Raw genomic sequence first — 25,577 nt, forward strand, 5'->3', positions numbered from 1 at the left:
ATTGATTTTAATACAAATCTCGGCAAGTATTGCGTGCGGGTCAATTAGTCAAAAAAAGTTGACTGCCTGTAATCTGTAACTTTTACCTGGCCAATCCTGTTGCTAGCTTACACAAGAGGCGGGATAAACAGCAAAGTTTCAGTCAAGAATATGGAAAATGGAAGTGAGGCCCAGAGCCAGTGCCCGGCGGAAAGTTTACTCAAACAGCTGTCAGGCAAATGGAAGCCGCAGATTTTTCGCAGTGCATTAAAGCAGCCGGTTCGTTTCAATGCGCTGCTGCGCGAGCTGGAAGGTGCCAGCAAACAGGCGATTGCCAGCGCATTGAAAGAGATGGAAGAACAGGATCTCATCCGGAAGACCATTATCAATGAGAAACCGCTTCACATTGAATACACACTTTCTGAGAAAGGCAGGTCGGTTATCCCCATTTTTAAACAACTTGAAAACCTGGCCGGGTAAGTTGCTTTAATTTTGTCAGGGGTTTTGAGCAGGCATTTTTACCTGTAATGCAATGGCTTCTTCCAGCGCTTTACCGTGTAAGTTGACAGCCACTATTTTTCCGGATCTGTCAACAAGCACATTGAATGGAAGCGCTTCGATTTCATAAGTACCTGCCACAGGCGACATCCAGAATTTGAGGTCACTTACCTGTGGCCAGCTGATCCCCAGCCGCTCTATCGCCTTTTCCCAGGCCGGTCTTTTACTGTCCAGCGAAACGCCCAGGATCTCAAATTGCCCTTGTTTTGCAAACTGGGTATGCAGCTTTTTCAATTCAGGCTGCTCTTGAACACAGGGTGCGCACCAGCTTGCCCAGAAGTCGATCAAAACCACTTTTCCACGCAGCGAGGATAATCTGACGGTATCACCTTTCAGCCCCGGCAATGCAATTTCGGGCGCTGCATTCCCTGCTTTCACCACGGTACCCTGTGCATTTGTATGATATGAAAATGCAAGGATCAAAAACGAGGCTAACAGGAATCTGCTCAGTTGATTAACCATATCAGTTTACAGGATATCCCTTGTCGATCCAGTTGGTTTTAATGTTTTTAGGAATGTCCAGCAGGCGTGGTTTGGTGAAGTTCTGGTCTTTCAATGCAGTAAATGCGGGACGGATATTAGGGCATTTTTCAAACGGGCAGCACCCGCAGTAAAGTACCACTTCGCGGTTTTTGTCCTGTTTGGCTAGAAGGGATTTCAGCTGGTCGATGTTACCGTGCTCGTGCGCAGCGCCCGCGTCCAGCGAACCTTTGATAACTGCCTGCGGGCCCACATTGATGATAACCGGCTGAGCGGCAGAGGGATTATTGATCTGCTTTGCAAGGTCTTCCGGGGATTTCAGTTCGGCTGCTGTCCAGGGTTCTTTGGTAACCTGCGCCTGCGCGATATTCAATGTAAATATGCCAATTATCAGACTGGCGATTATGTTGATTTTTCTCATCATGATTTAAGGTTTTGGTAAAAATACGTCTTTGTGATCTATATCTAAGAACGTCACTGAGAACAAAAGCCGCATTCACGATGCATTTAAATGTAAAGTCGCGGCAAGAATACGAATCAAATGCTATCCTGAAAGCGCCTTCTTGACAATATCCTTTTTCAGTCGGGAAACAGGAATTCTCGCGCCGTCTTCCATGACCAGATAGCCGCTATCTTCTTTAATAAGGCTTTTGATATAGGTTTGATTGACCAGGTGCGAGTTGTGCGGGCGCAGAAATCCGTAGCCGGAAAGCATTTCGTCGTACTCAAACATCGGTCGGGATACCAGCATTTGTTCGCCTCCGTCCAGAAAGAAAATCGTGTAATTGTTTTCAGCCTGGCAGCGGACGATCTGGCAGACTTTTACAAACCTCGTCTCCCTGGCAGAAGAAAGCCCGATCCGGTGTTCTGATCTCTGGCGCGACGTGACAAGCAGCTCCATTAAATTCTTCACCTGCGCATTTTGCAATTTCTGGTCAATCTTCTGCTGTGCGCGCTGTACAGCCGATTGAAGTTCCTGCGGATCAATGGGTTTCAGGATGTAATCCAATGCAGAAAAACGGATCGCCTGAATGCCGTACTGGTCATAACCCGTCACAAACACCAGCTCGAAATGGTGACTGGGCAGCATTTTCAGCATCTCAAACCCATTCTTACCGGGCATCTGAATGTCCAGGAAGACTATGTCGGGGTGAACGGAAAGAATGAGTTTTGCCCCATCGTCTGCATTTCCAGCGTGGCCCGCAACAATAACCTGCGGGCAGTATCGCGCCAGCAATGCGACCAGATTGTCGACATTATGAACTTCATCATCAATGATTACTGCCTGCATCAAAGCCACTGTTTAAGAGTTACCGTAACCTGCGTCCCATTGCTATCCGACTCGATTTGCATTCTGATCAAACGCCCCTGCATGTTCAAAAGCTTGATTCTTTCGCGCGTGAGAGCAAGTCCTTTTCCGCTGCTTTTTCTAGAAATGTCAAACCCGCGACCATTATCTTTTACTTCAATGATCAGCTTCGTTCCGCTTTCCAGAAATGAAACGGTCAGCTGTCCATTGGCGCCCAGTGCCGAAATGCCGTGTTTGATGGCGTTTTCTACAACAGGCTGGATCAGCAGCGGCGGCACTTCGGTTTGCATGTTACTTAATTGCGGCGCGACCTGGATCTGGTAAGTGAAGCCAAACCGGAGCTGTTCGAGTTTGATATAATTTTCAATATTGCTGATTTCGACCGAGAGCGGCACCATTTCCTTTTCGGATTGCGTGAGCGTATTTCGCATCAGCTTACTGAAACCGGAGAGGTAGGTATTTGCGCGGTCAATCTCATTTTTGTTAATCAACCCCTGAAGTGAACCCAGTGCATTGAAAATGAAATGCGGATTAAGCTGCGATTGAATGGCTTGCAGTTCCAGGTTTGTTTTGGCTGCCAGCTGCCGGCTTTTCTTTAATCTGCTTCGGAACCACAGGTAAATGAGCCCGCTGGTGAGCAGCAGCGCAAGCCAGGGTTTGCCGTAGAGCAGCGCTATTGGGACGAAGACCAGAAACTGACTGTTGTAGGCGAGACTATTCAGCCAGTGGTGGTCTACTGCAAAAGGGTATGTACCAAAGTTCTTTTGCTTCGCGCTGTATGAATATTGCAGCTCATAATTGCCGTCAATGAGCCAGGTCCAGTTTTCGCTGGATTGTTTGAGTGCTACAAAGGGAGTAAGTTCCCGAAACGTACCAACCCATAAATTGCTGTTTGGACCAATCCGGTAGCGGATACGCGTAGGTTGTACCTTTCCATCATAATACGCTTTTTTAAAACCAAAAAAGATCTCGTTTTCCGCAATCGACAGGCTATCTGGAACTGCATTGGGCTGTGAGTAGCGGGTAGGAGCCCGGTTGAAAAAGTGCATGAATTTGCGCAACTGACTTGTATCCGCCAGACCTGCATTCATGTTTACATTGATATTGACGTAAAACAGTTCAGGTTTGGGATAGTGTAATCCTATTCTGAGCTCGCTAAGTAATTGCCCGCCTGAGTTTACCAGTGAGATTGTTATACTATCCGGTCCGAATGGCAAGGTTGGCGCGGGGGTACATTGTTCACCGTCGATCACATATGCCTTCACTGCATTGCTGCGCTGATCAAAGTTGGGCGCTTTTTCGTCTACCAGGATCTGGTATCCTGCTCCCAGTTTGTCAGCATTCCGGATCACGGGAATCAGCCGCTCGGCCATTCTGCCGGCCTTCACATGATAAATCCCTGGTCTGGAGAAAATGAAAGTAGGTTTAGTGACGGTATCAATAACCGCGTAGCCAGCCACTTCCCGTTTTTCCTGTTCGGTAAAGCTTTGGATGATCAGATCGAGTCGCGGCTGCGTATTTTTTTCATTGATCAAAAATCGGTTTGCGCCTTTTTCCAGCAGTAAGATCTGACTATTTGCATTCAGCGCCGCAGTAATCAGAAGCGCAACAAGCCAGCATGATCTCCATGATTTCATACTTCAAAAGTTTGGTTCATGGCAAAGATCAAGCAGCATAGAGGCTGTAAAAACTGAGATTGTGCGGATAACACCTGTCAATGTGTAAAATGCAGGATCAGTCTGAATCTAATCAGGGTCCCCGCTATTGGATACACAAATAACCGGCGGCTACATTACAATTCCATTCTTCGGAAGGATCTTTTCAGGTATTTTTTCAGCGCCGATCAGTTGCAGCAAATTGATCTCAATCGTGCGCGACAATGAAGTCATCGGAATATCATTGGGCCCGTTTTCAAACGGATTTTGCAGGATATAAGCGATCCATTCCACGTAGAAGAAGAGAAAGGAAATCACGAAAGTGATCGGTATCGCAATGCGGCCGATGCTTTCCACGAGGCCCATCGGCAGGATCAACGTAAAAATGAATATGACCAGCAATACGAAAAAGCTGTACTGGGTTGGAAAAATCGTGTTTTTGATGCGCTCGCACATTCCCATGGAGTTGCACAATCGCTGAATGGTATCGTCGATATTCTGATAAAGCAAAGTGGGTATTTTCCCCTGCTCGTGCAGCTCCGCCATTTTAAACTGGATCAGGTTCAGGATCGCATTTGGAACATTGTCCTGACTTGATACGTAATCCAGCTCTGTTGCACTCAAATGCAGGTCGGCGTACACAAGCACCTGGTTTCTCCGCAGCGAATTGGCCAGCGCGTAGCACCAGGCAATCTGCAAATGGGCGAGATTGGATACAGCCTCGTCTTTCTCGTTCCGCTCCGTACTGATGAATGCACTCGCCTGGCGGATAAGCGTGCGGCTGTCGTTCACAATCGCTCCCCATACCTTACGTGCTTCCCACCAGCGGTCGTAAGCGGAGTTGGTCCGGAAACCGAGCAGCAGTGAAAGCGCTGTGCCGAGAATGGTGATAATGGAAATCGGAAAGGAGAGAAAATGCCAGTTTTTGGTACTGTAAAGATAAAAAACGAGGGTTGCGTAGACTGTCACTGCGAGGACTCCGGCCCAGATGCCTCTCAGCAGCCGCCAGATCGAAAATACTTGTTTTACGTACATAAACTGCTTTCGAAATCTTTTTTGAAAAGGTAATAAAAAAACGGAGCTCTGAGTTGACCCTCAAAGCTCCGTTTTAAAATATTATGCCGGTTGATCAGACTGCCGCCGGCTCTGTCGCTGGTGTAGTACCATCGTCTTTCTTATGGTGCCCTTTTTTGCCCATTGCCAGCTTTTCGATGGCAACAAACAAGACGGGTACCACGAATATCGCAAGCGAAGTAGCGGCAAGCATACCACCGAATACCGTCCAGCCAATTGTCTTACGTGACTCGGCTGCGGCGCCGCTCGCGAATGCAAGCGGAAGTACCCCAAGGATAAATGCGAGCGAAGTCATGATAATCGGTCTCAGACGCAACTGCACTGCTTCCAGTGTTGCTGCTACCAGTTCCATTCCATGGTCGACACGCTCTTTCGCAAATTCGACGATCAGGATCGCGTTTTTCGCGGCGAGACCGATCAGTGTAATCAAACCGATCTGTGCGTAAATGTTATTGGACAGGTTCGGAAGGAAAGTCAGTGTCAGGATCGATCCGAATGCCCCGATAGGCACAGCGAAAAGAACCGAGAACGGGATTGACCAGCTTTCGTAGAGCGCAGCCAGGAACAGGAACACGAACACGATCGAAATCGCAAAGATCGTGGTGGTACTGTCACCCGCTTTGATCTCCTCGCTACTCATACCCGAGAACTCGTAGCTGTAACCTGCGGGCAGCTTTTGTGCAACCTCGCGCAGCGCCTGAATAGCCTGGCCCGAGCTATAACCCGGCTTGGGCGTACCATTGATCTCGACAGAACGGTAAATGTTATAGTGAGAAATCAATGCAGGGTTTTCTACCACTTTGGATGTAACGAGCGCACTCAGCGGGATCATGTTCCCGGCCTGGTTACGGACGTAGAACTTCTGAATTTTGTCAAGAGAAGACCGGTAGCTGCTGTCAGCCTGCACCATCACGCGGAAGTTACGGCCGTAAAGGTTAAAATCGTTCACATAGCTGCTACCCAGTAGTGTCGAGAGCGAGCTGAATACGTCCGATACCCTTACGCCCAGCTTTTTGGTTTTCTCACGATCTACATCAATCTGATAACTTGGTGTTCTTGCATTGAAGAAGGTATAAGCCATCGCAATTTCAGGGCGCTTGTTGACCTCGCCCAGGAAGTTGCGCATGACACCTTCAAATTGCTGGATGTTGTCGGTACTTGTTGACTGCTGCAGCTGGAATGTGAAACCGGAGGTAGCACCGAGACCAGGGATCGCGGGCGGCGCAATAGCCAGTACCCTAGCTTCTTTAATGTCGGCCGTTTTCTGCTGGATCTGCTTGATTACAGCCTGCACGTGGTGTTCGGCTCCTTTCCGGTCAGCCCAGGGCTGCAAGCTTAAGAACAGGGTACCTACGTTGGATTTGTTCGAGAAGCTTACTACGTTAAGTCCGGCGAGACCACCTGAAACGCGTACCTCCGGAATGGTACCAATGCGTTTCATGATCTCTTTAAGCATCGCAATGTTACGTGTTGTAGACGTCGCTTCCTGCATTTCATAGGTTACAAAAAGGCGGCCTTCATCTTCCACAGGGATAAATCCGGAAGGTTTGTTTTTGAACAAAAAGAAAAGACCTACGAACAAACAAACCATCATGACCAGCACGAGCGGCGTAGCTTTGATCCATTTGGAAACACCGCGGGTATAGCCACGAGATACTTTATCAAACCACCTGTTGAAACGGTCGAAGAACTTCTCCAATGCGTTTTTCTTGTCACTTGCTCCTTTGGAAGGTTTCAGCATGATCGAGCACAAAGCCGGAGTCAGCGACAAGGCAACAAATGCGGAAAGCAATACGGAAACCGCGATAGTGATCGCAAACTGCTGGTAAAGCCTTCCCACAATCCCGGGTACAAAGCTTACCGGAACAAACACCGCTGCAAGGATCAATGCAATCGCGATAACAGGCCCGGAGATATCTTTCATCGCCTGGATCGTTGCCTCTTTCGGAGACATTTTCTTCTCATCAATATAATGCTGCACGGCCTCGACCACCACAATCGCGTCATCGACGACAATCCCGATAGCCAGTACGAATGCAAACAACGTCAGGGTATTAATCGTAAAACCGAATGGAATGAAAAATATCAGGGTACCGATCAGCGAAACGGGGATTGCGAGGATCGGGATCAGAGTTGCCCGCCAGTTCTGCAGGAACAGGAACACCACAATTACCACGAGGATCATCGCTTCACCGAAGGTTTTGAGTACCTCCTCAATAGATACCCGTACCACGGTGGCAGTTTCATTAGGGATAACGTAGTCGATGTCTTTCGGGAAAGTCTTTTTCATTTCCTGCAAAGCCTTCATCACACCGTCGTAAGTCGCCAATGCATTGGCACCGGGCGCCTGATAGATCAACACGAAAGCAGCCGGCTTACCTTGTACGAATGCATTGGATGCATAGTCAAACTTACCCAGCTCTACACGCGCCACGTCACGCAGGTACACCACGCTTCCTTCTTCAGGAGAGGCGCGAACGATGATATTGTCAAACTGTTCTTTGGTATTCAAACGGCTGTTTGTCAGTACGCTATACTCGAATGTCTGCGTGCCGGGCTGCGGGTTTCCACCAATGGTACCGGCAGCAACCTGCAAATTTTGCTCGGCCAATGCAGCCGAAACATCAGCGGGTGTCATGCGGAGGTTGGCCAGCTTGTCAGGATCCAGCCAGATACGCATACCAAAATCATCTGCTCTGGATACGATATCACCAACTCCTTTTACACGCTGTAATGCATCTTTCAGGTAAATGTTGGCGTAGTTACCGATAAACTGTGCGTCGTGGGTTCCGTTCGGCGAGTACAAGGCCAGAACGATCATGATACTCGGCTGTCGTTTCCGCACGGTAAGTCCGAGGCGTTTTACCGCGTCAGGCAATGTAGGCTCAGCCACACTCACCCGGTTCTGCACGTCCAATGCGGCAATGTTTACGTCAGTACCTACGTCGAAAACAACGTTAATGCTGCTTTGCCCGCTGCTGGTCGAGTTACTTGACATGTAAGTCATACCCGGCGTACCATTGATCTGTGTTTCAATGGGCGTCGTGGTAGTTTGCTCGACCGTCTGGGCATCTGCTCCCGTAAAGTTACCACTCACGGTAACGGTGGGAGGGGTCACGTCGGGGTATTGCGCCACCGGCAGGATCGTCAGGGCGATCAGGCCCACCAAAACCAGTACCACGGAGGTAACAATGGCTGTGACGGGTCTTTTTATAAAAATATCTGCAATCATTTTTACTGGATTATATTAAATGCGATAAGAGGACCGGATCAATTACCTTCTTTGATAACTGCTCCTTCTCTCAGATTCTGCACGCCTTCAACAGCGATTTTTTCTCCTTCTTTAAGTCCTTCCTTCACGATCACATTGGAGCCGATTGCGGTTCCCAGGGTAACCCTGCGTTGGCTTACCTTGCTGCTGTCGCCTGCTACGTACACGAAGAACTCGCCGAGCTGTTCGGTAACGGCTTTGTGCGGGATCACCACGGATTTGGCAGCCGCATTGTTGAGCACGCGCACTGTTCCGCTCATGCCGGCACGCAGGCTGTTATCCTGATTGGCAAACACCAGCCTGGCTTTGATAGTACCTGTCTGCGGATCCACTGCTCTGTCCAGTAAGGCGAGCTTTCCGGGTATCGGATAAATGTCAGCGCCGAATTTCAATGTAAAAGTGGAATCGCTGGACTTAGCATTTTTCAGCAGTGTCGAGAAACGGTAAATCTCTTTCTGGTCAACATTGAAGTCAACTGCAAGCTGGTTGTCAGTAGAAACGGTGTTCAGGACAGTCTGCCCGGCAGATACCGCAGCGCCTACTTTTACAGCCGAAATGCCGATCACACCATCAAACGGAGCCTGTACCTGAGTGTACCGCACGCTTGTCTGCACCGCCTTGATATTCGCTTTGGCAGCTTCTGCCTGTCTTTTTGCTACTTCAAGCGCCGCGTCTGCATTGTCCACCAATTGTTTGGCGACAGCGTCATTTTTTTCGAGCTCGTGGTAACGGTCTGCATCCTTTTGTGCGCGGGCCAGGTTGGCTTCCTGTACATTCAGGTTGGCAACTGCCTGATCATAGTTGGCGTTATAAAGCTGCGCGTCGATCGAGTAGAGCAGCTGGCCCTTCTTAACCCTCGCGCCATCTTTGAAATGAATGCCGGTCACAAAGCCTGTCACTTGCGGGCGCAGCTCTATTTCGTTCAATGGCACAACTGTGCCCGGATATTCGTCATAATAAGAAGCTTCCGTGGTAGTCACCTGCTCCATTTTAACTGCTACCGCCGGTGGCTGCATAGCCTGCTGTTGCTGCTGGTCTTTCTTTCCGCAAGCCGCTACGATGAGTAGGAGGGCTGCAACCGGATAATATTTCATGGTACTTTTGAGCATAACTGGGTAATTTCTATTGATATCTGTTATAGGGTCGGTTGCTTAGAGGTAGTTGATCTGTCCGAGCGCTTTCTGCACATCGATTTTACTGGCAAGTACCTGATACAGCGCATTGTAATAGTTGATCCGCGCTAGTCTCAGATCCGTCTCCGAGGTAACTACTTCCAGGTAAGTCTTGATACCCGATTTATATTGAAGCTGGATCACATCATACACTTCCCGCGCCAGGTCCACATTTTCTTTCTGCGCCAAAAGGTCGGTCAGGTTGCCTTTGTAGTTGGCCAATGCGGCTGCGTATTCGGCATTGACATTGTTCTGAAGTCCTTTTACATCCCAATCCAGTCTTCTCAGCTGCCACTCGGCCTGCCTCAGATTTGCTTTTCTCTTACCTCCCTGGAAGATCGGCAGTGACAATGTCAGGAGCCCGAAAGAGTTAGGGTAGTTTTTGCTATACAAATCGGTAAACTGGTTATTCTGAAAGTTCAGGTTATATGCCCCGTTCAAAGAAATGTTAGGCAGGTAGCTCCATTTGTTATACTGGATATTGGCCTCCTGCAGCTTGCGCTGGGTAGAAAGGATCTGGTATTCTATCCGCGTCGTGAAATCCACGCTCTGCAAGGTGTCCATCATGACGTCCCGCTCCATTTGCAGGGTATCGTAACTGATATTCAGTGCCTTATCGAGCGGGTAGCCCATTAGGGATTTGAGATACTCAATTTTTGCCTTTAAAATCTCCTCATTGCCTTTCTTGTTGGCGCGGGTGTTGTTGAGGGAGATCGTAGCCCTTTTGTAGTCGATTTTATCTGCAATGCCTGACTTGTACTGGTTTTCGGCATCGCGCAAGCTTCTTTCCAGGCGGATAATGTCCTCTTCGGCCACATCAACCTGCTGGGAAGTGGCGATCACGTCGTAAAACGCTTTGGATACATTTACGGCAAGGTCTGTTTTATTGTTGGCCGTATTCTGAGTAGCTGCCAGCTGCACGTCGCGCCTGGTCTGGTTGGCGAGCAATACATCGCGGTTGAATATCTGTTGTGACAAGGTAAACTGGGCTGCAGAAATGTTTTTCACACCAAGCTTAACAGGGTTTCCTGCGATAATGCTGGTTTGCACGATAAAGTTGTGCTGCAGATTGTAATTGAAATTGATCTGCGGGTACCAGTCGGCGAGGCGGCTTCTGATCTGGTTTTCGGTGATGCGCTCATCGATCAGCGACTGCTGGATAACAGGCTGGTTCTTGATTGCGTAGGCAACAACATCCTGCAATGTGGCTTGTTCAAGTACGGGCGCCTGATCGGCTGGCCTCGTAATCGCCTGGCCAATAAGTACGTGAAAAGAGTTCAATAACAGGACTGCCGAGCCAACTGCCAAACGCAATAGTTTTTGTGGCTTTGACCAATACTTCATTTAGTAAATGATTTTGAATAAAAAAGATAATGTGATCTGCAAACTGGATTGTACTAACACGAGCTGAATGTCGTCAGCTGTCTGCGGGTACAAACAGCAGATCAAACCTTAGAAGGAAGGAGAAATGCGGCAACATACTGGGAAACATTAAGGTAAAATCTTGTAACAAACGGTTACATAGAAGGAGTGGGGAAAAGCTTCCAAACAACCCAATTGCATTTATTAAGGATTAAAGCGCAAGAATAGTTTCAAGCCTAGAGTGGAAAAAGCCGCTATAAGCGGCATTTTCTTTAAAGAATTTTATAAAAAAAGGGAATTGTGCTGAATGCGTCAGGAATGAGTTATCAAGCGGACTGCCGGGCAGGCTCAGGCCAGATAGACTCGATGATCCACGCGAATGTGATCACCAGCACGCAGCCAATGAGGTTCAGCCATAAAAAGGCCGTCAGCTCTGTCATATAGCTTATCACCACGAATATCTCCCCAAGTACACTACCCCAGAACACCGCGCGGCTCCCGATTTTCCTGAAATAAAATGCAACGAGGAAAATGCCGAGGATCACCCCGTAGAACAGGGAACCCAGAATGTTAACCGCCTCAATCATACTGCCTAACCGGGAAGCGTACTGGGCAACGAAAATGCAGAAGACACCCCAGAAAAACGTAGCCCAGCGTGAAGCTTTCACATAGTCGCGGTCATCACTGTCTTTCCGGATCATCCTTTTATAAATATCAACAACAGTACAGGAAGCGAGCGAGTTGTAGGCTGATGCCACCGAGCCCATTGAAGCCAGTAATATCACCGCGATCAGCAGCCCGACCATTCCTACGGGCAGGTAGTCGATCACAAAACGAAGGAAAATGTAGTTTACATCGTTGATGTCGCTACCGTCTGCCTTGGAGAGCAGCGTTTTGGCATCTGCCCTCAGATCATTGACTTTCTTGTCCATTGCAGCCAGCATATCCCCGTTTTCACGGATCGCTTTATGATCGTCTTCCCGCAAAGCCTTGGTCAGCTGCATCACGTAAGGCCGCTTTTCGCCCTGGACCTGCTCATGTTTTCTTTCCAGCTCCTGGTACTGGGCAGCATACTGGCTTGTTTTCACCTTATCCACAACAGTCTGATTAAAGAACAGCGGCGGGGTATTGAACTGATAGAATGCAAAAACAAGTACGCCGACAAGCAGGATCAGAAATTGCATCGGTATTTTTAAAAGCCCGTTCATTGCCAGCCCAAGCTTGCTTTGTCCCTGGGAGCTGCCGGTCATGAATCTGCCCACCTGCGACTGGTCGGTACCGAAATAGGAGAGTTGTAGAAAAAAGCCACCGATCAATCCGGACCATACATTATATCGGTTATTAAGATCAAAGCTGAAATCGATCAGGTTAACCTTGCCCATTTTACCGGCTACGTGCACCGCGTCGGAAAAGGACACATTTTCGGGGAGGAACTTGACGACCATTACGCCGGCTACCACCATCCCGACAGTAATAATGCCCATTTGCTGCAAATGCGTGTGAGATACTGCCTGCGAGCCGCCGGCTACCGTGTATAGCATTACAATACCGCCGGATATAATGTTGGTCCAGGTAATATCCCAGCCCAGGATCGCAGACAGAATCAGTGAAGGTGCGTAAATGGAAAGGCCGGTGGAAAGGCCGCGTTGTAATAAAAACAAAAAGGCAGTAAGTCCTCGGGTACGAAGATCAAAACGGCTTTCCAGGAATTCGTAGGCGGTAAAAACTTTCAGCTTACTGAACTTCGGGACGAATGTAATGCAGAGCACTACCATCGCCAGCGGCAGTCCGAAATAGAACTGGACAAAGCGCATGCCGTCTGTGTAAGCTTGTCCGGGTGCCGAAAGGAATGTAATGGCACTGGCCTGCGTGGCCATGAGCGACAATGTCACGTGGTACCACGGCATTGACTGTCCTGCCAGCAGAAAAGAGTCAACCGTCTGTTTCTGGCGGCTGCGGTATATTCCGTAACAAACAACAAATATTAATGTAAGGGAAAGTACAATCCAGTCAAGGTAGTTCATTGAAAGTGTCTCATAAAAAGATAGAAGAGCAGGATCAACACAGCCAGTGTGCCGATCATCACGATATAGAGCTGTCGCCAGCTATTGACAAACGGGGGAAGTCCGTCGCGCGGGTTGTTTTCCTTCACATTCATGGCCTGGGTGGTTTAGGCGGTGCGTCAAAATTAGAGGTAAAAGCAGCACTGACAAAATTGTAACGGTTTTTAACTGCTTTTAGCGTATAGTGCCCGAATGCGGCGCGGGCAGCAGGACACAACAGGCTAGTTTGTAAAACTATAATCATTTATTTTCCTGCAATATTACAATCTATCCTAAGCCTTTATGTTCAAAAAGTACTTTCCATTGCTGGGGTCTGCGCTACTGTTTTTTGCGCAAACGGCAGAGTCGCAGAACCTTCCACCGATTTTTGACCGGACTTATCAGAGTCAGAAAGATTCCCGTGTAAAGCATTACCTCACGCCGCAGCGGATTGTGTGGAGTTCTGACAAAACAGGAACCAGCGTCATAGATGCTCAGAAACTGCTGGTGAAAGGATCGGGGCAGGCGGACCTGGTGCATCAGAATTATTGCAGGATGATCAGTAATGCGGAACAAAAGCCGGGTATCCTGTTTGATTTTGGAAAGGAGATTCAAGGCGGCATTCAGCTCATTACCGACCAGCCGGCTAATCAGAAGCCGATCCGCGTTCGTATCCGTTTTGGAGAGTCAGTAAGCGAGGCTATGTCGGATATCGACACGGTTTCGGGCGCGACGAACGATCACGCAATGCGTGATTTTGTGATAGAAGTGCCCTGGCTCGGCAGCATGCAGGTCGGTAACTCCGGTTTCCGTTTTGCACGCATTGATCTGGTGGATCCCAACAGGGAATTGCAGCTGAAAGAGGTCAGGGCGGTTTTCGAATTCAGGGATATTCCTTATCTGGGCTCATTCAGGTCAAGCGACGACAGGCTCAACGAGATCTGGAATGTAGGCGCTTACACGGTGCACCTGAATATGCAGGAATACCTGTGGGACGGGATCAAACGCGACCGGCTGGTGTGGGTAGGGGATATGCACCCGGAAGTGATGACGATCAATACGGTTTTTGGTAAAAATGAAGTAGTGGCCAAGTCACTCGACCAGGCGCGCGACATTACGCCGCTGCCGGGCTGGATGAACGGGATCAGTGCCTATTCCATGTGGTGGGTTTTGATTCACAGGGATTTATATAAAAACCAGGGTGATCTTGAATATTTACGCAAGCAGCAAAAGTACCTGGTTGGTCTGCTGGATTTGTTGATCCAAAAAACAAAGGACAATAAAGAAAACCTGGATGGAACACGTTTCCTGGACTGGCCTTCCAGCGAGAATCCGCAGGGCATTCACGCCGGCTTGCACGCAATGATGGTGATGACGCTCGAAGCAGGTGCTGAGCTGTGCACCATACTGGACGAGCCCGCGCAGGCTTCCAAATGCAAATCCACAGCTGCTCAGCTTAAACTATATGTACCTGAAATAAACGGTTCCAAACAAGCGGCCGCTCTTCTTTCTATGGCCGGACTTGTTGATCCGCAGAAAGCCAATGCAGACGTGATCGCACAAGGCGGCTGCGAGCGTTTCTCAACTTTTTACGGGTACTATATGCTTCAAGCCAAAGCGAAGGCAGGAGACTATGCCGGCGCGCTGGACTGTATACGCAGCTACTGGGGCGGCATGCTGGATATGGGCGCTACTACTTTTTGGGAAGATTTTGATCTGGCCTGGACCAGGAATGCGGCGCCGATTGACGAGCTGGTACCTGAGGGGAAAGATGATATCCACGGCGATTTTGGCGCTTATTGTTACAAAAACCTCCGCCACAGTCTTTGTCACGGATGGGCGTCGGGACCTACTTCCTGGCTTTCAGAACATGTTTTGGGTGTAAGTATCGTTGAACCCGGCTGCAAGACGATCCGCATTAAACCCAACCTGGGTGATCTTGCCTGGGCAGAAGGTACTTATCCCACACCAATGGGCATTGTAAAGATCCGGCACGAAAAGCAGGCAAACGGCAGCATTAAATCTTCCATTGACGCGCCGAAAGGGGTGAAGGTACTTCGGTAATCCAGGTTAGTTCTTCTATTATCTTATGAAAAAATACTTTTTGGCATTGGCAATCATGGTTACTGCCACGGGAATGAAAGCTGCCGGGCTCACAGCCTCCTATTTACGTTGCGAATACAAGGAAAATCCGGTTACGGATGTACCCGCGCCCCGGCTGAGCTGGGAGCTTTCGTCCAATCAGTCAGACCAGCTGCAAACTGCTTACCAGATCATTGTCGCCAGTTCTGAAAATGCGCTTACCGAAAACAAGGCAGATCTTTGGAATTCAGGAAAAACAGCTTCCCGCGCCACTTACCAGGTTGAATATGCCGGAAAGCCGCTGAAATCAGGGCAGAGATGCTACTGGAAAGTAAGGAGTTGGGACAAGAATGGCATCGCTGGTCCGTGGAGCCAGGTGGCGCGCTGGGAAATGGGGCTGCTTGATAAATCAGAATGGAAAGCTGAGTGGATCGGTCTGGACCTGGATCACCTGGGAAAAGGCAAAGTGTACCATTTACCGCCAGCGCCTTACCTGCGGAAAAAGGTGCAGGTTAAGCCGGCCATCAAACGGGCAACCCTGCACGTGACGGCGCTCGGTCTTTATGAATTTTCAATCAATGGGAAAAAGATAGGGGATGCTTTTCTGACGCCCGGCTGGACGGATTATGATAAGAGGGTTTACTACCAGACTTACGACGTGACAAGTAACCTGAAAAGCGGTGCCAATGCACTGGCTGCGCAGCTATCATACGGCTGGTACGCAGGGTATCTTGGTTATTCATTATTGGTTCAAAATCCCGTGGTGCGCGCATTCTACGGTAAAGTGCCGCTCCTAAAAGCCCAGCTGGAAATCAGTTATCAGGATGGAACCAGCGAGACGCTTGTGACCGATCAAAGCTGGAAAGCGAGCCAGGGTGCGCTCCTGGAATCTGATCTTTTGAATGGAGAAACTTACGATGCCCGCCTGGAAGAAAAAGGTTGGAATACAGCGGGTTTTGACGATCAGAAATGGAAACCAGCGCAGGTATTCCCGGATAAGCCAGAGCGGAAATTGCAGGTTTATCCAGGTCCGCCGGTGCGGATCACCCAAACAATTGCGGTGAAAACGACAAATCGGAGGCCTGATGGATCTTACATTATGGATATGGGCCAGAATTTCGCGGGTATTGTCAGGCTGAAAGTCAAAGGCGCGGCAGGAGATACCATACAGTTGCGTTTTGGCGAAAAGCTGCATCCTGATGGAAGACTGATGACTGAGAATTTACGAATGGCGCGCGCCACTGATACTTACATACTCAAAGGTGACCCGAATGGAGAAATCTGGGAGCCGAAATTTACATTCCACGGATTTCAGTTTGTCCAGATCAATGGCCTTCGGCAGGCACCCGATAGTCAAACGCTGACCGGACTTGTGATCGGATCAGATACTCCCAAAGTAGGCACATTTGAAACAGATAATGCGATGGTCAATCAGCTTTACAGCAATATTGACTGGACGCAGCGCGCCAATTACATCGACATTCCCACAGACTGTCCGCAGCGTGACGAGCGGATTGGCTGGACTGGTGACGCGCAGGTTTACGTAAAATCAGCCACTTTCAACCGCGATGTTGCTTCATTTTTTACCAAATGGGTGGTAGACCTCAACGATGGTCAGCGTGAAAACGGCGCCTATCCACTCTACGCTCCTGCGCCGGACTTGCGTAAAACCGACACCTTTTCACCAGGTTGGATGGAAGCGGGAATCATCTGTCCATACCAGATTTATCGTGCTTACGGCGATACGCGCATGATCAGCCAGGGCTGGCCTTATATGACAGCCTTCATGGATTTTTTGGAAAAAAGAAGTAACGGAGCATACGTTTTCAAGGAAAATGCATTTGCTGATATTGATCCCAAAGGCGGTTTTGGCGACTGGCTTTCATTTGGCAAGAAAACGCCGCCTGATCTGCTGGCTTCTTTTTACTATGCGTATTGCGCCGACTTAATGTCCGAAATGGCGGAGGCAACCGGCAATATTAAAGACAAACAGCATTTTACAGCAGCTGCGGCGAAAGTCAGAAAGGCGGTTTTGGCGCATTATACCGACTCAGAAGGCCGTTTTAAATGTGATCAGAAAGCCTACGGAGATGGTGCAGGTTATGTGGATGGTGCACTTGGTTTTACCGGTCACACCCAGACTGCGTATGCAAATGCGATTTATATGAATATCATTGATCCAGCTGAAATGAAAAAATCAGGAGATAGGCTGGCTGAGCTGCTGAGGGAGAATGGCGGAAAGCTGGCGACAGGTTTTCTGGGGGCTAAGCCGCTGCTCCCGGCGCTTTCGGCTACCGGTTATTCTGATATGGCTTACAAGCTGTTTCTCAGCAAGGAATTCCCGTCGTGGGGTTTTGAAGTTGAAAACGGATCTACGACCATCTGGGAACGCTGGGACAGCTTTACCAAAGAAGATGGGTTCAAATACAATGCGGCAATGAACTCGTTCAGTCACTATGCATTCGGCGCGGTTTGTGAGTGGATGTTCGGCAATGCGGCGGGTATTAAAGCTACCCGGCCGGGCTTTGCGGAGTTTGACATCCGGCCCGAGATCGCGCCCGACGGAATGGGGCGGGAGGGTATCAGCCGGCTTGCAGCCAGTTTGCGGACAATGAACGGGATGATCGTTTCCGAATGGGCAAAAACACAGAACGGACTCACGATGAAGGTTGTAGTACCTGTGAATACAAAAGCCCGGATATACATTCCGCGATTCAGCGAAGGTCAGATTTTTGTGAATAGCCGCGAAATCAACCAATCGAAACAGGTGAATATTTTGGGAAAAGAACAGGGGTACACACTTGTGGAGGTTGGCTCAGGAACCTACGAGTTTATCGCGCCGCATTGATGTACTTTCAATTTATTTGTTAACTTTTGCAGTTAGAATCTAAGAACTCAACGTCTAATTTGCTATTGTTAATGGATTTACAAAAAACAGGCTCTTTGAAATCAATCTTCTACACGCTGGCATTCACCGCCATTTTTAACAGCAGTTTTTCTGTTGCATCGTCTGCGCTGCCGATCGAACAGACTGCACCGGAGGATACGATCGCCACAAAGTCACAGGGTAAAGCGTGGGTTGAACTGGCTGCTTACGGATCTACCGCGTCGCGTACTCCTTTCTGGCTCCACGCCAATCAATGGGGCGTTGTACCGATCACGGGACAGGTTTTCAGTCCGAGGGTGGGAGTGGAAGGCAGAAGTGTGTTGACAAAAGACGAAAGCAAGAAGCTGAAATGGACGCTGCCTTATGGCGCGGAGGTTGTCGGCAATGTGAGCAAGTACAGTAAGCTGCTGATTCCGCAAGCTTATGCGGGGATCGCGCTGGGCAACTTTCAGCTGACTGTGGGCCGCCGCAAGCAGTACGTCGGCTTCAACGATCACGAGCTCGGGACGGGCGCGTATATGTGGTCAGGTAATGCGTTACCCATTCCAAAGATCCAGATCGGTTTCGAAAATTACGTACCACTGATCAAGAACTTCTTCTACTTCAAAGGCTTCTATTCTGACGGCTGGCTCGAAAACAGCAGACCAGTGACAAGCGAGCTAAAACTGCACAACAAAGCACTTTACGTACGGATCGGAAAGCCAAATGGGCTTTTGCAACTACACGGTGGTTTTAATCACGCGGTACAATGGGGTGGAAAGAGCCCGTATTTTACGGTGGACGGGCAGATGCCCAAAGGTTGGAGTAACTACTGGTATGTAATTAGTGGTATTAAACCAAATGGAAAAGTTCAGGGTGCTTCAAATTTCGACAATGGGAATAGAATTGGTAACCACGTCGCAAGTCTTGATGCAGGGATTGAACTTGATTTTGACAACGTAAATCTTCTAATATACAGACAGAATTTGGTAGAAGACGGATCGCTGTTCTATCTGAATAATATAAAAGATGGGCTAAACGGAATTCAGATAAAAATCAAAAATCCTTCTAACAAGAAATTCCATGTAGAGCGTCTCACTTTGGAGCTGCTTTACACGAAAAATCAGGGCGGAAGTACAACAACTGCCGGAAGTGGCATTCGGGGTAAGGATGATTACTTCAACAATGGGCAGGTTAGGGACGGATGGTCTTACTTTGGAAGAGGGATTGGTACTCCTTTCATCACACCGCAAACAGACAATAATTTTCCATTATATGCTGATTTTTTTACCAACAACAACAGAGTATGGGTTACCCATTTAGGTTCTAAGGGTAACATTATGTCTGCAACCTGGCTCACAAAAATATCATTATCAAGTAACCAGGGAACCTATGATGCGCCGTTTAGGGGAAAGGTCTATCAAGTTTCAGCCTTATTGGGTTTGGAAAAACCTGTGAGCTGGTTTGGCGGATCTATTGTTAAAGGGGCAGTATCTGTTGACAATGGTAAATTGTTTGATAATGCAACCGGACTTATGCTTTCAATCCGCAAAGATCTCTATTTTTAAAAATATCAAGAGTTAGAAAGTTCGTCAAGGCACTTAATCAAACTGTCTCTCCAGTAGGGAATAGAGATATCAAAGGTCTTCTTAATTTTTGTTTTATCCATTACTGAATAGGCGGGTCTCACAGCACGTGTGATATATTCGGAAGTTTTGACCGGATTTAGTTTGACATTGGTACCGCTGATGTCAAACACCGCTTTTGCAAAATCATACCAGGATGTTACCCCCTCATTACTGTAGTGATACACGCCATAATCAGAGATTTCGGATTCAATAATACTGATTATCGCGTCTGCAAGATCAATTGCATAAGTTGGAGAGCCTACCTGGTCTACAATCACACCCAACTCACTTCTTTCTTTTCCTAGGCGCAGCATTGTCTTGACGAAATTGTTGCCAAATTCTGAGTAAAGCCAGCTAGTGCGAATAATGATGTGCTTATTAAGGATCTCAGCAATGCCAATCTCGCCTTCCAATTTTGTTAGTCCGTAGACATTGTCTGGCTGTGCCAAATCAGATTCAGCTAGTAATCCGGTTACATTTCCCTTGAAAACGAAGTCTGTGCTGATATGAATCAATGTTGCATCATGCTTACTACATGCTGCTGCAATATTGATTGCTCCGTCTCTGTTTACTTTTCTGCAAAGTTCTTGATCGTCTTCCGCCTTGTCCACTGCTGTGTAAGCTGCGCAGTTTACGACAAACCTTGGTTTCATTTCAGAGAATAAGTAGTCCAGTTTTTCCTGGCTCAGAATATCCCCATCTTCTTCTGATGGGAAGGATATGCTTGTGATGTTTCTTTTTTCAGAAACCTTCTTAAGGCAGCTGCCTAACTGGCCGGATGCTCCCAACACTAATACTTCCATTTTTCGAGTTTTTGTTCTTCAATGCAAATATATGTACTCGGGCTATATGGTGGACGGCCTACCAGATTTTTCCAAAACAAACTTATCCAAAGACCTACTCAAATTATTCCAAATAATTTGTAGAATTAATTTGCTTATGATATAAGTATATCTATATTTTTGTAGTCTAATAGCGGTTGAGACTAAACGTAATACTACATTCACTGCCAAGTATGGCCAAGTTAGACACATATACAACACCCCTGACAAGTAAAACAGCGGCGCATCTGCTCAGAAGAGCAACTTTTGGGCCGACTCAATCTGAAATCTCTGATCTTATTGGTAAAAGCCCGACCAACGCGGTAGAAACGCTTATAAATAATTCTACAAATCGCTTGAACGCATCTCCTCCCATTGAGATGGATTCAGCAAGAAGCGATGCTGGTCAGCAATTCCTAACAAAGCCGTTTGACGGAAATCGTGTATTAGAGTACAATTCGTATATCAAGTACTGGTGGGTTGGTTTTATGGTAGAGCAAAATGGTAAGCCTTCGGTTCTCGAAAAGCTTACAGCTTTTTGGCAAAACCATTTTGTTACCTCGTTTTTGTCTGTTAAGGATTATCGTTTTACCGATAAATATCTCCGGCTCCTAAGGGCTAATGCGCTGGGGAATTTTAGAGATCTAGTCGTAGGTGTGACCAAAGATCCTGCGATGCTCATCTTTCAGGATGGGAACAAGAACGAAAAAAGAAGGCCTAATGAAAATTATGGGAGAGAGCTACAGGAGCTTTTTACTGTAGGTGCGAAAAATTTCAATGGTGAAGCAAATTATACGGAGGACGATGTAAAAGCTGCGGCTCAGGTGTTGACAGGTTGGCAAGTTGCTAATCACAAGGTGTCTGGATCAACGTCTTTTGACGTCACGTTTAATATTGATCGGCACGACACTAGTAATAAGGTGTTTTCAGCAAAGTACAATAATACCACGATTACGGGGAGAACTGGCACCAATGCAGGTGAAGAAGAACTCTCTGATCTGGTAAATATGCTTCTTACGCATCCTGAGACCCCTAAGTTCATATGCAGGAAGCTTTACAGATGGTACGTCAATCCTACGGTTACGTCGGAAATCGAAAACGAGGTCATTATCCCACTGGCCGAATTCTTTGCAAGTTCTTCAAATAACTACAGTATCACTCCTGTATTAAGGAAGCTCCTAACTAGTGATATCTTCTTCGATCAACGAAATGTTGGGGCCATTGTCAAGTCGCCAGCAGAGTTTATGATTGGTATGGTGCGGTTTTTCGATCAGCCGGTTCCTAATATGGGTACGGACTACGCTGCGTATTATAAGATGATGGATTTTGTGTGTGATAGCATGAACATGCAGCAGCTCAATTTTCTGAACCAGCCGTCTGTATTTGGATCACTTCCCTACTATCAATCCGGTTATTCAAAAAACTGGATTAATGAAACTACTCTTGGGATGCGAGGTGCTAAGAGCGACGCATTAGTTTATCCTTCACTTACGATTAAGCCTGGATATGTCTTAGGTATAGACATCTTAGGGAGATTACAATCAATCCAGCCGGGCTTCTCTGACGTAACGGGTTCGCCAGCTATTACCTGTGAGATGGTACTCGAGGAGTTTTTAAAAAACATGTTCGCCACGGACTTGTCCCAATCTCAGAAGGATTTCCTTATTGATAGAATAATGATGATGAATAGCAGTCCCAGGACAACGTGGATCAAAGAATGGGATGCTTATCGGGCAGCTCCAACAGACAATACAAAGAAGAACACAGTGTTGTGGAGGTGCCGGGCCTTACTGAAGTATATGCTCAGAATGGCTGAATATCAACTGTTTTAATCTTTACTTAATATGAAAAGGAGAGAATTTTTTTCTGCGGCGTCTGCACTCATGTTACCGGTAATGGTCGACGGTTTTGGTGTGAAATCACTGGCAAAGAACTCTGCGTTGGTCAGGTCGCTTAGAAACACCGCGGCCTTAAATAGCGATCGCATTTTAGTAATTGTGTACTTGGGTGGAGGCAACGATGGACTTAACACTGTAATACCAATCGAGCATTATTCAAGATATAATGAACTAAGAAACAATATTGCTATTCCTGCCAATCAGGTGCTTAGTCTGGCTGGAACTCCAGAAACCGGTTTTCATCCCGCTATGACAGGGATGCGCAATCTTTATAATGAAGGGAAGTTAGCGATAGTGCATTCAGTTTCATACCCGAATCCAAATTCATCCCATTTCGGATCTACCGATATATGGATGACTGGGGTTGAGACTACTCAGACACCTACAACTGGCTGGGCCGGCAGATTCTTGGATCGTAATTATCCCAATTACCCGCAGAACTATCCGAATTCTGAGATGGAGGATCCTCTTGCGATTCAAATTGGACAGATAAGTACTACAACGTTGCTTGGCGGCAAGCAATCTATGGGAGTTACCTTAAAAGATCCAGAATCCTTTTATCAGTTGATTGGAGATTCCAATACTGCAATCGATCAAAATCTGCCTTGTTGTGATGCTGGCGAGCTTATTTCTTACATACGACAGCAACAGGTGATGGCAGTAGGGTACGCTTCGGAGATAAAAGCGGCAGCGGATGCGGGAAGAAATCTGGCGACCTATCCAGCAGCATCGCAAAAAAATGAGCTTTCAGAGCAACTTAAAATAGTGGCCCGTCTTATTCACGGTGGCCTGAAATCAAAAATATATTATGTTGAGTTAGGAGGGTTTGATACGCATTCCGAGCAGGTTGGAACCAGTACTACGGAGGGTAATCATGCTCAGTTGCTTAAAAAATTATCTGACGCCATATCTGCATTTCAAAGTGATCTCAAGCTGCAAGGAACCGAGGATAAAGTGATTGGTATGACTTTCTCCGACTTCGGAAGGCGTGCTACATCAAACGCTTCAAAAGGAACAGATCATGGTGTCGCCGCACCGATGTTCGTTTTTGGAACAGGAATAAAAAGGCAACTCGTCGGAACTAATCCAGACTTGACAAATGGATTGCTCCCTGTCTCTCCGTCTCCCGGGTACATGAACAGAGACATCAAAATGCAGATTGACTTTCGACGTGTTTACGCGGACATTCTGAACGATTGGTTTGGCGCTGGCGGATCTCAAACTGAACAGCTGTTATTTAACAATTACAAGACTACGTCTCTTTTTTCTGATGTAGTACAGACTATCTCCTCAGGTGCATGGCCAAATCCCGAGATCTGGTCAAACGGGAGAGTGCCTTCCTCAACAACATCTCTGAAAATCAATTCTGGTCATATCATCGAAGTTGGACAAAATGTCTTTGCAAAGAACTTGAAAGTTGAGCCGGGTGGGGAGTTGAAGTTTCTGGGAGACTACAGTATCAGCGTAACAGGCTAATCATCTGTAAGGCGCAAGACAATACTTCATGAGAGAACTTAATAAAAGCATGAGAAATTACTATATATCAAGTTGTTTAATGTCTTTCGTTCTAATGCTGAGTACCATCTGCTTTGGTCAGAAGGGCATTATAACAACAGATAGAACAGGTGCATTGGGCATTGTCAGCTTTTCAGAAAATTCAAAGCCAACAGGAGCAGGTGCTACTAAACATGTAGATGGTTATGTGAAAAAGAGTGGTAACACTTTATTTCTATTCCCTGTTGGACATAAAGGATCATATCGTCCGTTTGGCGCCGAGGCGGATGGAACTTTTGGTGCTTACTTCAAGGAAAGTGCCGCAGCGGCTAGTCTTCCCTCAGGAGCACCCTTTGTTACTACTAAAAAAGAGACAACGATTGTTAGGATAAGTACCAGAGAATTTTGGGATATCAACGGTTCAAACCCTACCAGGATCACGCTCACCTGGAATGCTGAAAGTAACATATCATCATTAAGTGGCGGCGATCTGAAGTTTCTAACTATCGTTGGATGGAATAAAACAAAAGGATTGTGGGAGGCGATATCTTCAACAGCTGACCAAACCTCAATCTTTGGGGCTCAAAGTACGTTGAGCTCTGGTTCAATCACATCTATTCAAGGATTGATCCCGGATAATTACTCCGCGTTTACCTTAGCTGCATTAGCCACCGCACCGTCGCCCGTGCTCTATGTTGGTGTTATGGAATCAGTGAGTTGCACGGAGGTAACTGGATGGGTTTGGGATAAAAATCACCCCGATGCTGATATAACCGTAGAACTTATAGAAGGAACAAAGGTTCATGCCACAGTAAAGGCAGACATTTTTAGCCAAGATCTGAAAGATGATAATATCGGAACCGGAAAGCATGCGTTCAAAATACCGGTTCCTGCTAATTTAATTGATGGTAATAATCACTCGTTATCAGTAAGGGTTAGAAGTAGCTCTTATACATTGACGGGTGGACCGAAGTCCTTAAACTGCAACTTCAACGGCGCAATTGAGACTGCAAATTGTGATATAATCAAAGGGTGGATATGGAATGCGAATGCAGCAGATTCTACCGTGACTGTGCAAATAGTAGAGGGTAATACTGTACATGCGACAGTAACAGCGAATCTATTGAGAAATGATCTTCAGACATCGGGTATAGGTACTGGTAGCTACGGTTTTGAGATTAAAACCCCGGTAACGCTTAAAGATGGAAAGGCTCGTGTCGTCTCTGCTCGTGTAGCTAATGTGAATTATACACTCCCTGGTTCGGGTAAGGCTATTACATGCTCTCCACCTTCATATGCTGGTTATTTCAATGCGACTTGCTCAAGTATATTCGGTTATGCATTGGACGAAAGATATCTTAACCTTGGTTTCACGGTTGAGATTCTAGACGGTACCAAAGTTATTGCCAGTGTGCTGGCTAATAATTACCGCGATGATTTGAAAGCCAAGGGTATTGGCACCGGCAATTACGGGTTCAGTATTGATTTTCCTGCTAGTCTGAAAGATGGCAAAGCGCACTCGATCAGCGCCCGGATCAAGGATACCGGCTTCCAGCTGACTGGTTCACCTACTGCTTCTCCGATCAGTGTCACATGTGCGGTATTACCATTGTACAGCGGGGTCCTGGAATCGGTTGACTGTAATGTGATTAAAGGTTATGCATGGGACGAGAATTACCCGGAGAAAGGACTGACTGTTGAGATCCTGGAAGGCACTACGTTGCGGGCCCAGGTTGTTGCAACAACTTACCGCGCTGATTTGAAATCGGATGGCAAAGGCACTGGCAATTACGGGTTTAGTGTGTCCGTGCCCGATATCCTGAAAGACGGCCAGCCACATACGCTGGCAGCTCGTATCAAAGGAACGACGGTTCTTCTGGCCGGTG

General features: G+C 47.4%; 17 protein-coding genes and 1 pseudogene. 7 read left to right on the plus strand and 11 right to left on the minus strand.

What is annotated here, in order from left to right:
- The first annotated feature begins 99 nt into the window (after positions 1 to 99).
- Positions 100 to 459 carry a winged helix-turn-helix transcriptional regulator gene (locus tag AC1XTG_RS20990; RefSeq protein ID WP_484843303.1) on the plus strand — a complete coding sequence of 120 codons (360 nt, stop codon included), beginning with the start codon at positions 100 to 102 and terminating at the stop codon, positions 457 to 459.
- 15 nt (positions 460 to 474) lie between these two features.
- Here the strand turns inward: AC1XTG_RS20990 and AC1XTG_RS20995 are convergent, their stop codons facing one another.
- From AC1XTG_RS20995 to AC1XTG_RS21040, 10 genes are all read right to left on the minus strand, one after another.
- On the minus strand, positions 475 to 999 hold the full coding sequence (locus tag AC1XTG_RS20995) for a TlpA family protein disulfide reductase (protein WP_484843304.1): 525 nt from the start codon (positions 997 to 999) through the stop codon (positions 475 to 477).
- 1 nt (position 1,000) lies between these two features.
- Positions 1,001 to 1,441: a rhodanese-like domain-containing protein gene (locus tag AC1XTG_RS21000; RefSeq protein WP_484843305.1), complete on the minus strand. Its 441-nt coding sequence runs from the start codon at positions 1,439 to 1,441 to the stop codon at positions 1,001 to 1,003.
- Positions 1,442 to 1,561: 120 nt separating this feature from the next.
- Positions 1,562 to 2,308, minus strand: coding sequence for a LytR/AlgR family response regulator transcription factor (locus tag AC1XTG_RS21005; RefSeq protein ID WP_484843306.1), 747 nt, complete (start codon positions 2,306 to 2,308; stop codon positions 1,562 to 1,564).
- Positions 2,308 to 3,963 carry a sensor histidine kinase gene (locus AC1XTG_RS21010; protein ID WP_484843307.1) on the minus strand — a complete coding sequence of 552 codons (1,656 nt, stop codon included), beginning with the start codon at positions 3,961 to 3,963 and terminating at the stop codon, positions 2,308 to 2,310. The genes AC1XTG_RS21005 and AC1XTG_RS21010 overlap by 1 nt, the downstream gene beginning before the upstream one ends.
- Before the next feature lie 150 nt (positions 3,964 to 4,113).
- Positions 4,114 to 5,016: a bestrophin family protein gene (locus tag AC1XTG_RS21015; RefSeq protein ID WP_484843308.1), complete on the minus strand. Its 903-nt coding sequence runs from the start codon at positions 5,014 to 5,016 to the stop codon at positions 4,114 to 4,116.
- A 94-nt stretch (positions 5,017 to 5,110) separates the two neighbouring features.
- The gene (locus AC1XTG_RS21020) at positions 5,111 to 8,287 is read right to left on the minus strand and encodes an efflux RND transporter permease subunit (protein WP_484843309.1); all 3,177 of its coding nucleotides are present in this window, start codon (positions 8,285 to 8,287) and stop codon (positions 5,111 to 5,113) included.
- Positions 8,288 to 8,325: 38 nt separating this feature from the next.
- On the minus strand, positions 8,326 to 9,435 hold the full coding sequence (locus AC1XTG_RS21025; protein ID WP_484843310.1) for an efflux RND transporter periplasmic adaptor subunit: 1,110 nt from the start codon (positions 9,433 to 9,435) through the stop codon (positions 8,326 to 8,328).
- Between the two features lie 42 nt (positions 9,436 to 9,477).
- On the minus strand, positions 9,478 to 10,842 hold the full coding sequence (locus AC1XTG_RS21030; protein WP_484843311.1) for a TolC family protein: 1,365 nt from the start codon (positions 10,840 to 10,842) through the stop codon (positions 9,478 to 9,480).
- Positions 10,843 to 11,186: 344 nt separating this feature from the next.
- The gene (locus AC1XTG_RS21035) at positions 11,187 to 12,884 is read right to left on the minus strand and encodes a sodium:solute symporter family protein (RefSeq protein WP_056283855.1); all 1,698 of its coding nucleotides are present in this window, start codon (positions 12,882 to 12,884) and stop codon (positions 11,187 to 11,189) included.
- On the minus strand, positions 12,881 to 13,018 hold the full coding sequence (locus AC1XTG_RS21040) for a hypothetical protein (protein ID WP_200942751.1): 138 nt from the start codon (positions 13,016 to 13,018) through the stop codon (positions 12,881 to 12,883). Before AC1XTG_RS21040 ends, AC1XTG_RS21035 begins: the two co-directional genes overlap by 4 nt.
- A gap of 187 nt (positions 13,019 to 13,205) precedes the next feature.
- Here AC1XTG_RS21040 and AC1XTG_RS21045 point away from each other — a divergent pair, with 187 nt between their 5' ends.
- From AC1XTG_RS21045 to AC1XTG_RS21055, 3 genes are all read left to right on the plus strand, one after another.
- Positions 13,206 to 14,966, plus strand: a complete 1,761-nt coding sequence (locus AC1XTG_RS21045) for an alpha-L-rhamnosidase-related protein (RefSeq protein WP_484843312.1) — start codon at positions 13,206 to 13,208, stop codon at positions 14,964 to 14,966.
- Positions 14,967 to 14,991: 25 nt separating this feature from the next.
- Positions 14,992 to 17,832 carry a family 78 glycoside hydrolase catalytic domain gene (locus AC1XTG_RS21050; RefSeq protein ID WP_484843313.1) on the plus strand — a complete coding sequence of 947 codons (2,841 nt, stop codon included), beginning with the start codon at positions 14,992 to 14,994 and terminating at the stop codon, positions 17,830 to 17,832.
- A 71-nt stretch (positions 17,833 to 17,903) separates the two neighbouring features.
- Complete coding sequence (locus AC1XTG_RS21055; RefSeq protein WP_484843314.1) at positions 17,904 to 19,418, plus strand: capsule assembly Wzi family protein; 1,515 nt, start codon at positions 17,904 to 17,906, stop codon at positions 19,416 to 19,418.
- 5 nt (positions 19,419 to 19,423) lie between these two features.
- Here the strand turns inward: AC1XTG_RS21055 and rfbD are convergent, their stop codons facing one another.
- Positions 19,424 to 20,281 carry a dTDP-4-dehydrorhamnose reductase gene (gene rfbD, locus AC1XTG_RS21060; RefSeq protein WP_484843315.1) on the minus strand — a complete coding sequence of 286 codons (858 nt, stop codon included), beginning with the start codon at positions 20,279 to 20,281 and terminating at the stop codon, positions 19,424 to 19,426.
- A gap of 212 nt (positions 20,282 to 20,493) precedes the next feature.
- On the opposite strand from rfbD, the gene AC1XTG_RS21065 reads away from it, so the two are divergent.
- The 3 genes and pseudogenes from AC1XTG_RS21065 to AC1XTG_RS21075 form a co-directional block, all read left to right on the plus strand.
- Positions 20,494 to 22,131 carry a DUF1800 domain-containing protein gene (locus tag AC1XTG_RS21065; RefSeq protein ID WP_484843316.1) on the plus strand — a complete coding sequence of 546 codons (1,638 nt, stop codon included), beginning with the start codon at positions 20,494 to 20,496 and terminating at the stop codon, positions 22,129 to 22,131.
- 12 nt (positions 22,132 to 22,143) lie between these two features.
- A complete protein-coding gene (locus AC1XTG_RS21070) occupies positions 22,144 to 23,673 on the plus strand; it encodes a DUF1501 domain-containing protein (protein ID WP_484843317.1) in 1,530 nt (509 codons plus the stop codon).
- A 94-nt stretch (positions 23,674 to 23,767) separates the two neighbouring features.
- Positions 23,768 to 25,577 (plus strand): annotated as a pseudogene (locus tag AC1XTG_RS21075) (T9SS type A sorting domain-containing protein); the annotation flags it as partial.

The organism is Dyadobacter sp. HNCC25DJ183 (assembly GCF_056895175.1).

Bases quoted from the DNA above. Each gene is read 5' to 3' on its own strand.
- AC1XTG_RS21020 (WP_484843309.1), bottom strand. From the start codon at position 8,287: ATGATTGCAGATATTTTTATAAAAAGACCCGTCACAGCCATTGTTACC.
- AC1XTG_RS21070 (WP_484843317.1), top strand. From the start codon at position 22,144: ATGAAAAGGAGAGAATTTTTTTCTGCGGCGTCTGCACTCATGTTACCG.
- AC1XTG_RS21040 (WP_200942751.1), bottom strand. From the start codon at position 13,018: ATGAATGTGAAGGAAAACAACCCGCGCGACGGACTTCCCCCGTTTGTC.
- AC1XTG_RS21015 (WP_484843308.1), bottom strand. From the start codon at position 5,016: ATGTACGTAAAACAAGTATTTTCGATCTGGCGGCTGCTGAGAGGCATC.
- AC1XTG_RS21045 (WP_484843312.1), top strand. From the start codon at position 13,206: ATGTTCAAAAAGTACTTTCCATTGCTGGGGTCTGCGCTACTGTTTTTT.
- AC1XTG_RS21000 (WP_484843305.1), bottom strand. From the start codon at position 1,441: ATGATGAGAAAAATCAACATAATCGCCAGTCTGATAATTGGCATATTT.
- AC1XTG_RS21050 (WP_484843313.1), top strand. From the start codon at position 14,992: ATGAAAAAATACTTTTTGGCATTGGCAATCATGGTTACTGCCACGGGA.
- AC1XTG_RS21055 (WP_484843314.1), top strand. From the start codon at position 17,904: ATGGATTTACAAAAAACAGGCTCTTTGAAATCAATCTTCTACACGCTG.
- AC1XTG_RS21030 (WP_484843311.1), bottom strand. From the start codon at position 10,842: ATGAAGTATTGGTCAAAGCCACAAAAACTATTGCGTTTGGCAGTTGGC.
- AC1XTG_RS21025 (WP_484843310.1), bottom strand. From the start codon at position 9,435: ATGCTCAAAAGTACCATGAAATATTATCCGGTTGCAGCCCTCCTACTC.
- AC1XTG_RS21065 (WP_484843316.1), top strand. From the start codon at position 20,494: ATGGCCAAGTTAGACACATATACAACACCCCTGACAAGTAAAACAGCG.
- rfbD (WP_484843315.1), bottom strand. From the start codon at position 20,281: ATGGAAGTATTAGTGTTGGGAGCATCCGGCCAGTTAGGCAGCTGCCTT.
- AC1XTG_RS21005 (WP_484843306.1), bottom strand. From the start codon at position 2,308: ATGCAGGCAGTAATCATTGATGATGAAGTTCATAATGTCGACAATCTG.
- AC1XTG_RS21010 (WP_484843307.1), bottom strand. From the start codon at position 3,963: ATGAAATCATGGAGATCATGCTGGCTTGTTGCGCTTCTGATTACTGCG.
- AC1XTG_RS21035 (WP_056283855.1), bottom strand. From the start codon at position 12,884: ATGAACTACCTTGACTGGATTGTACTTTCCCTTACATTAATATTTGTT.
- AC1XTG_RS20995 (WP_484843304.1), bottom strand. From the start codon at position 999: ATGGTTAATCAACTGAGCAGATTCCTGTTAGCCTCGTTTTTGATCCTT.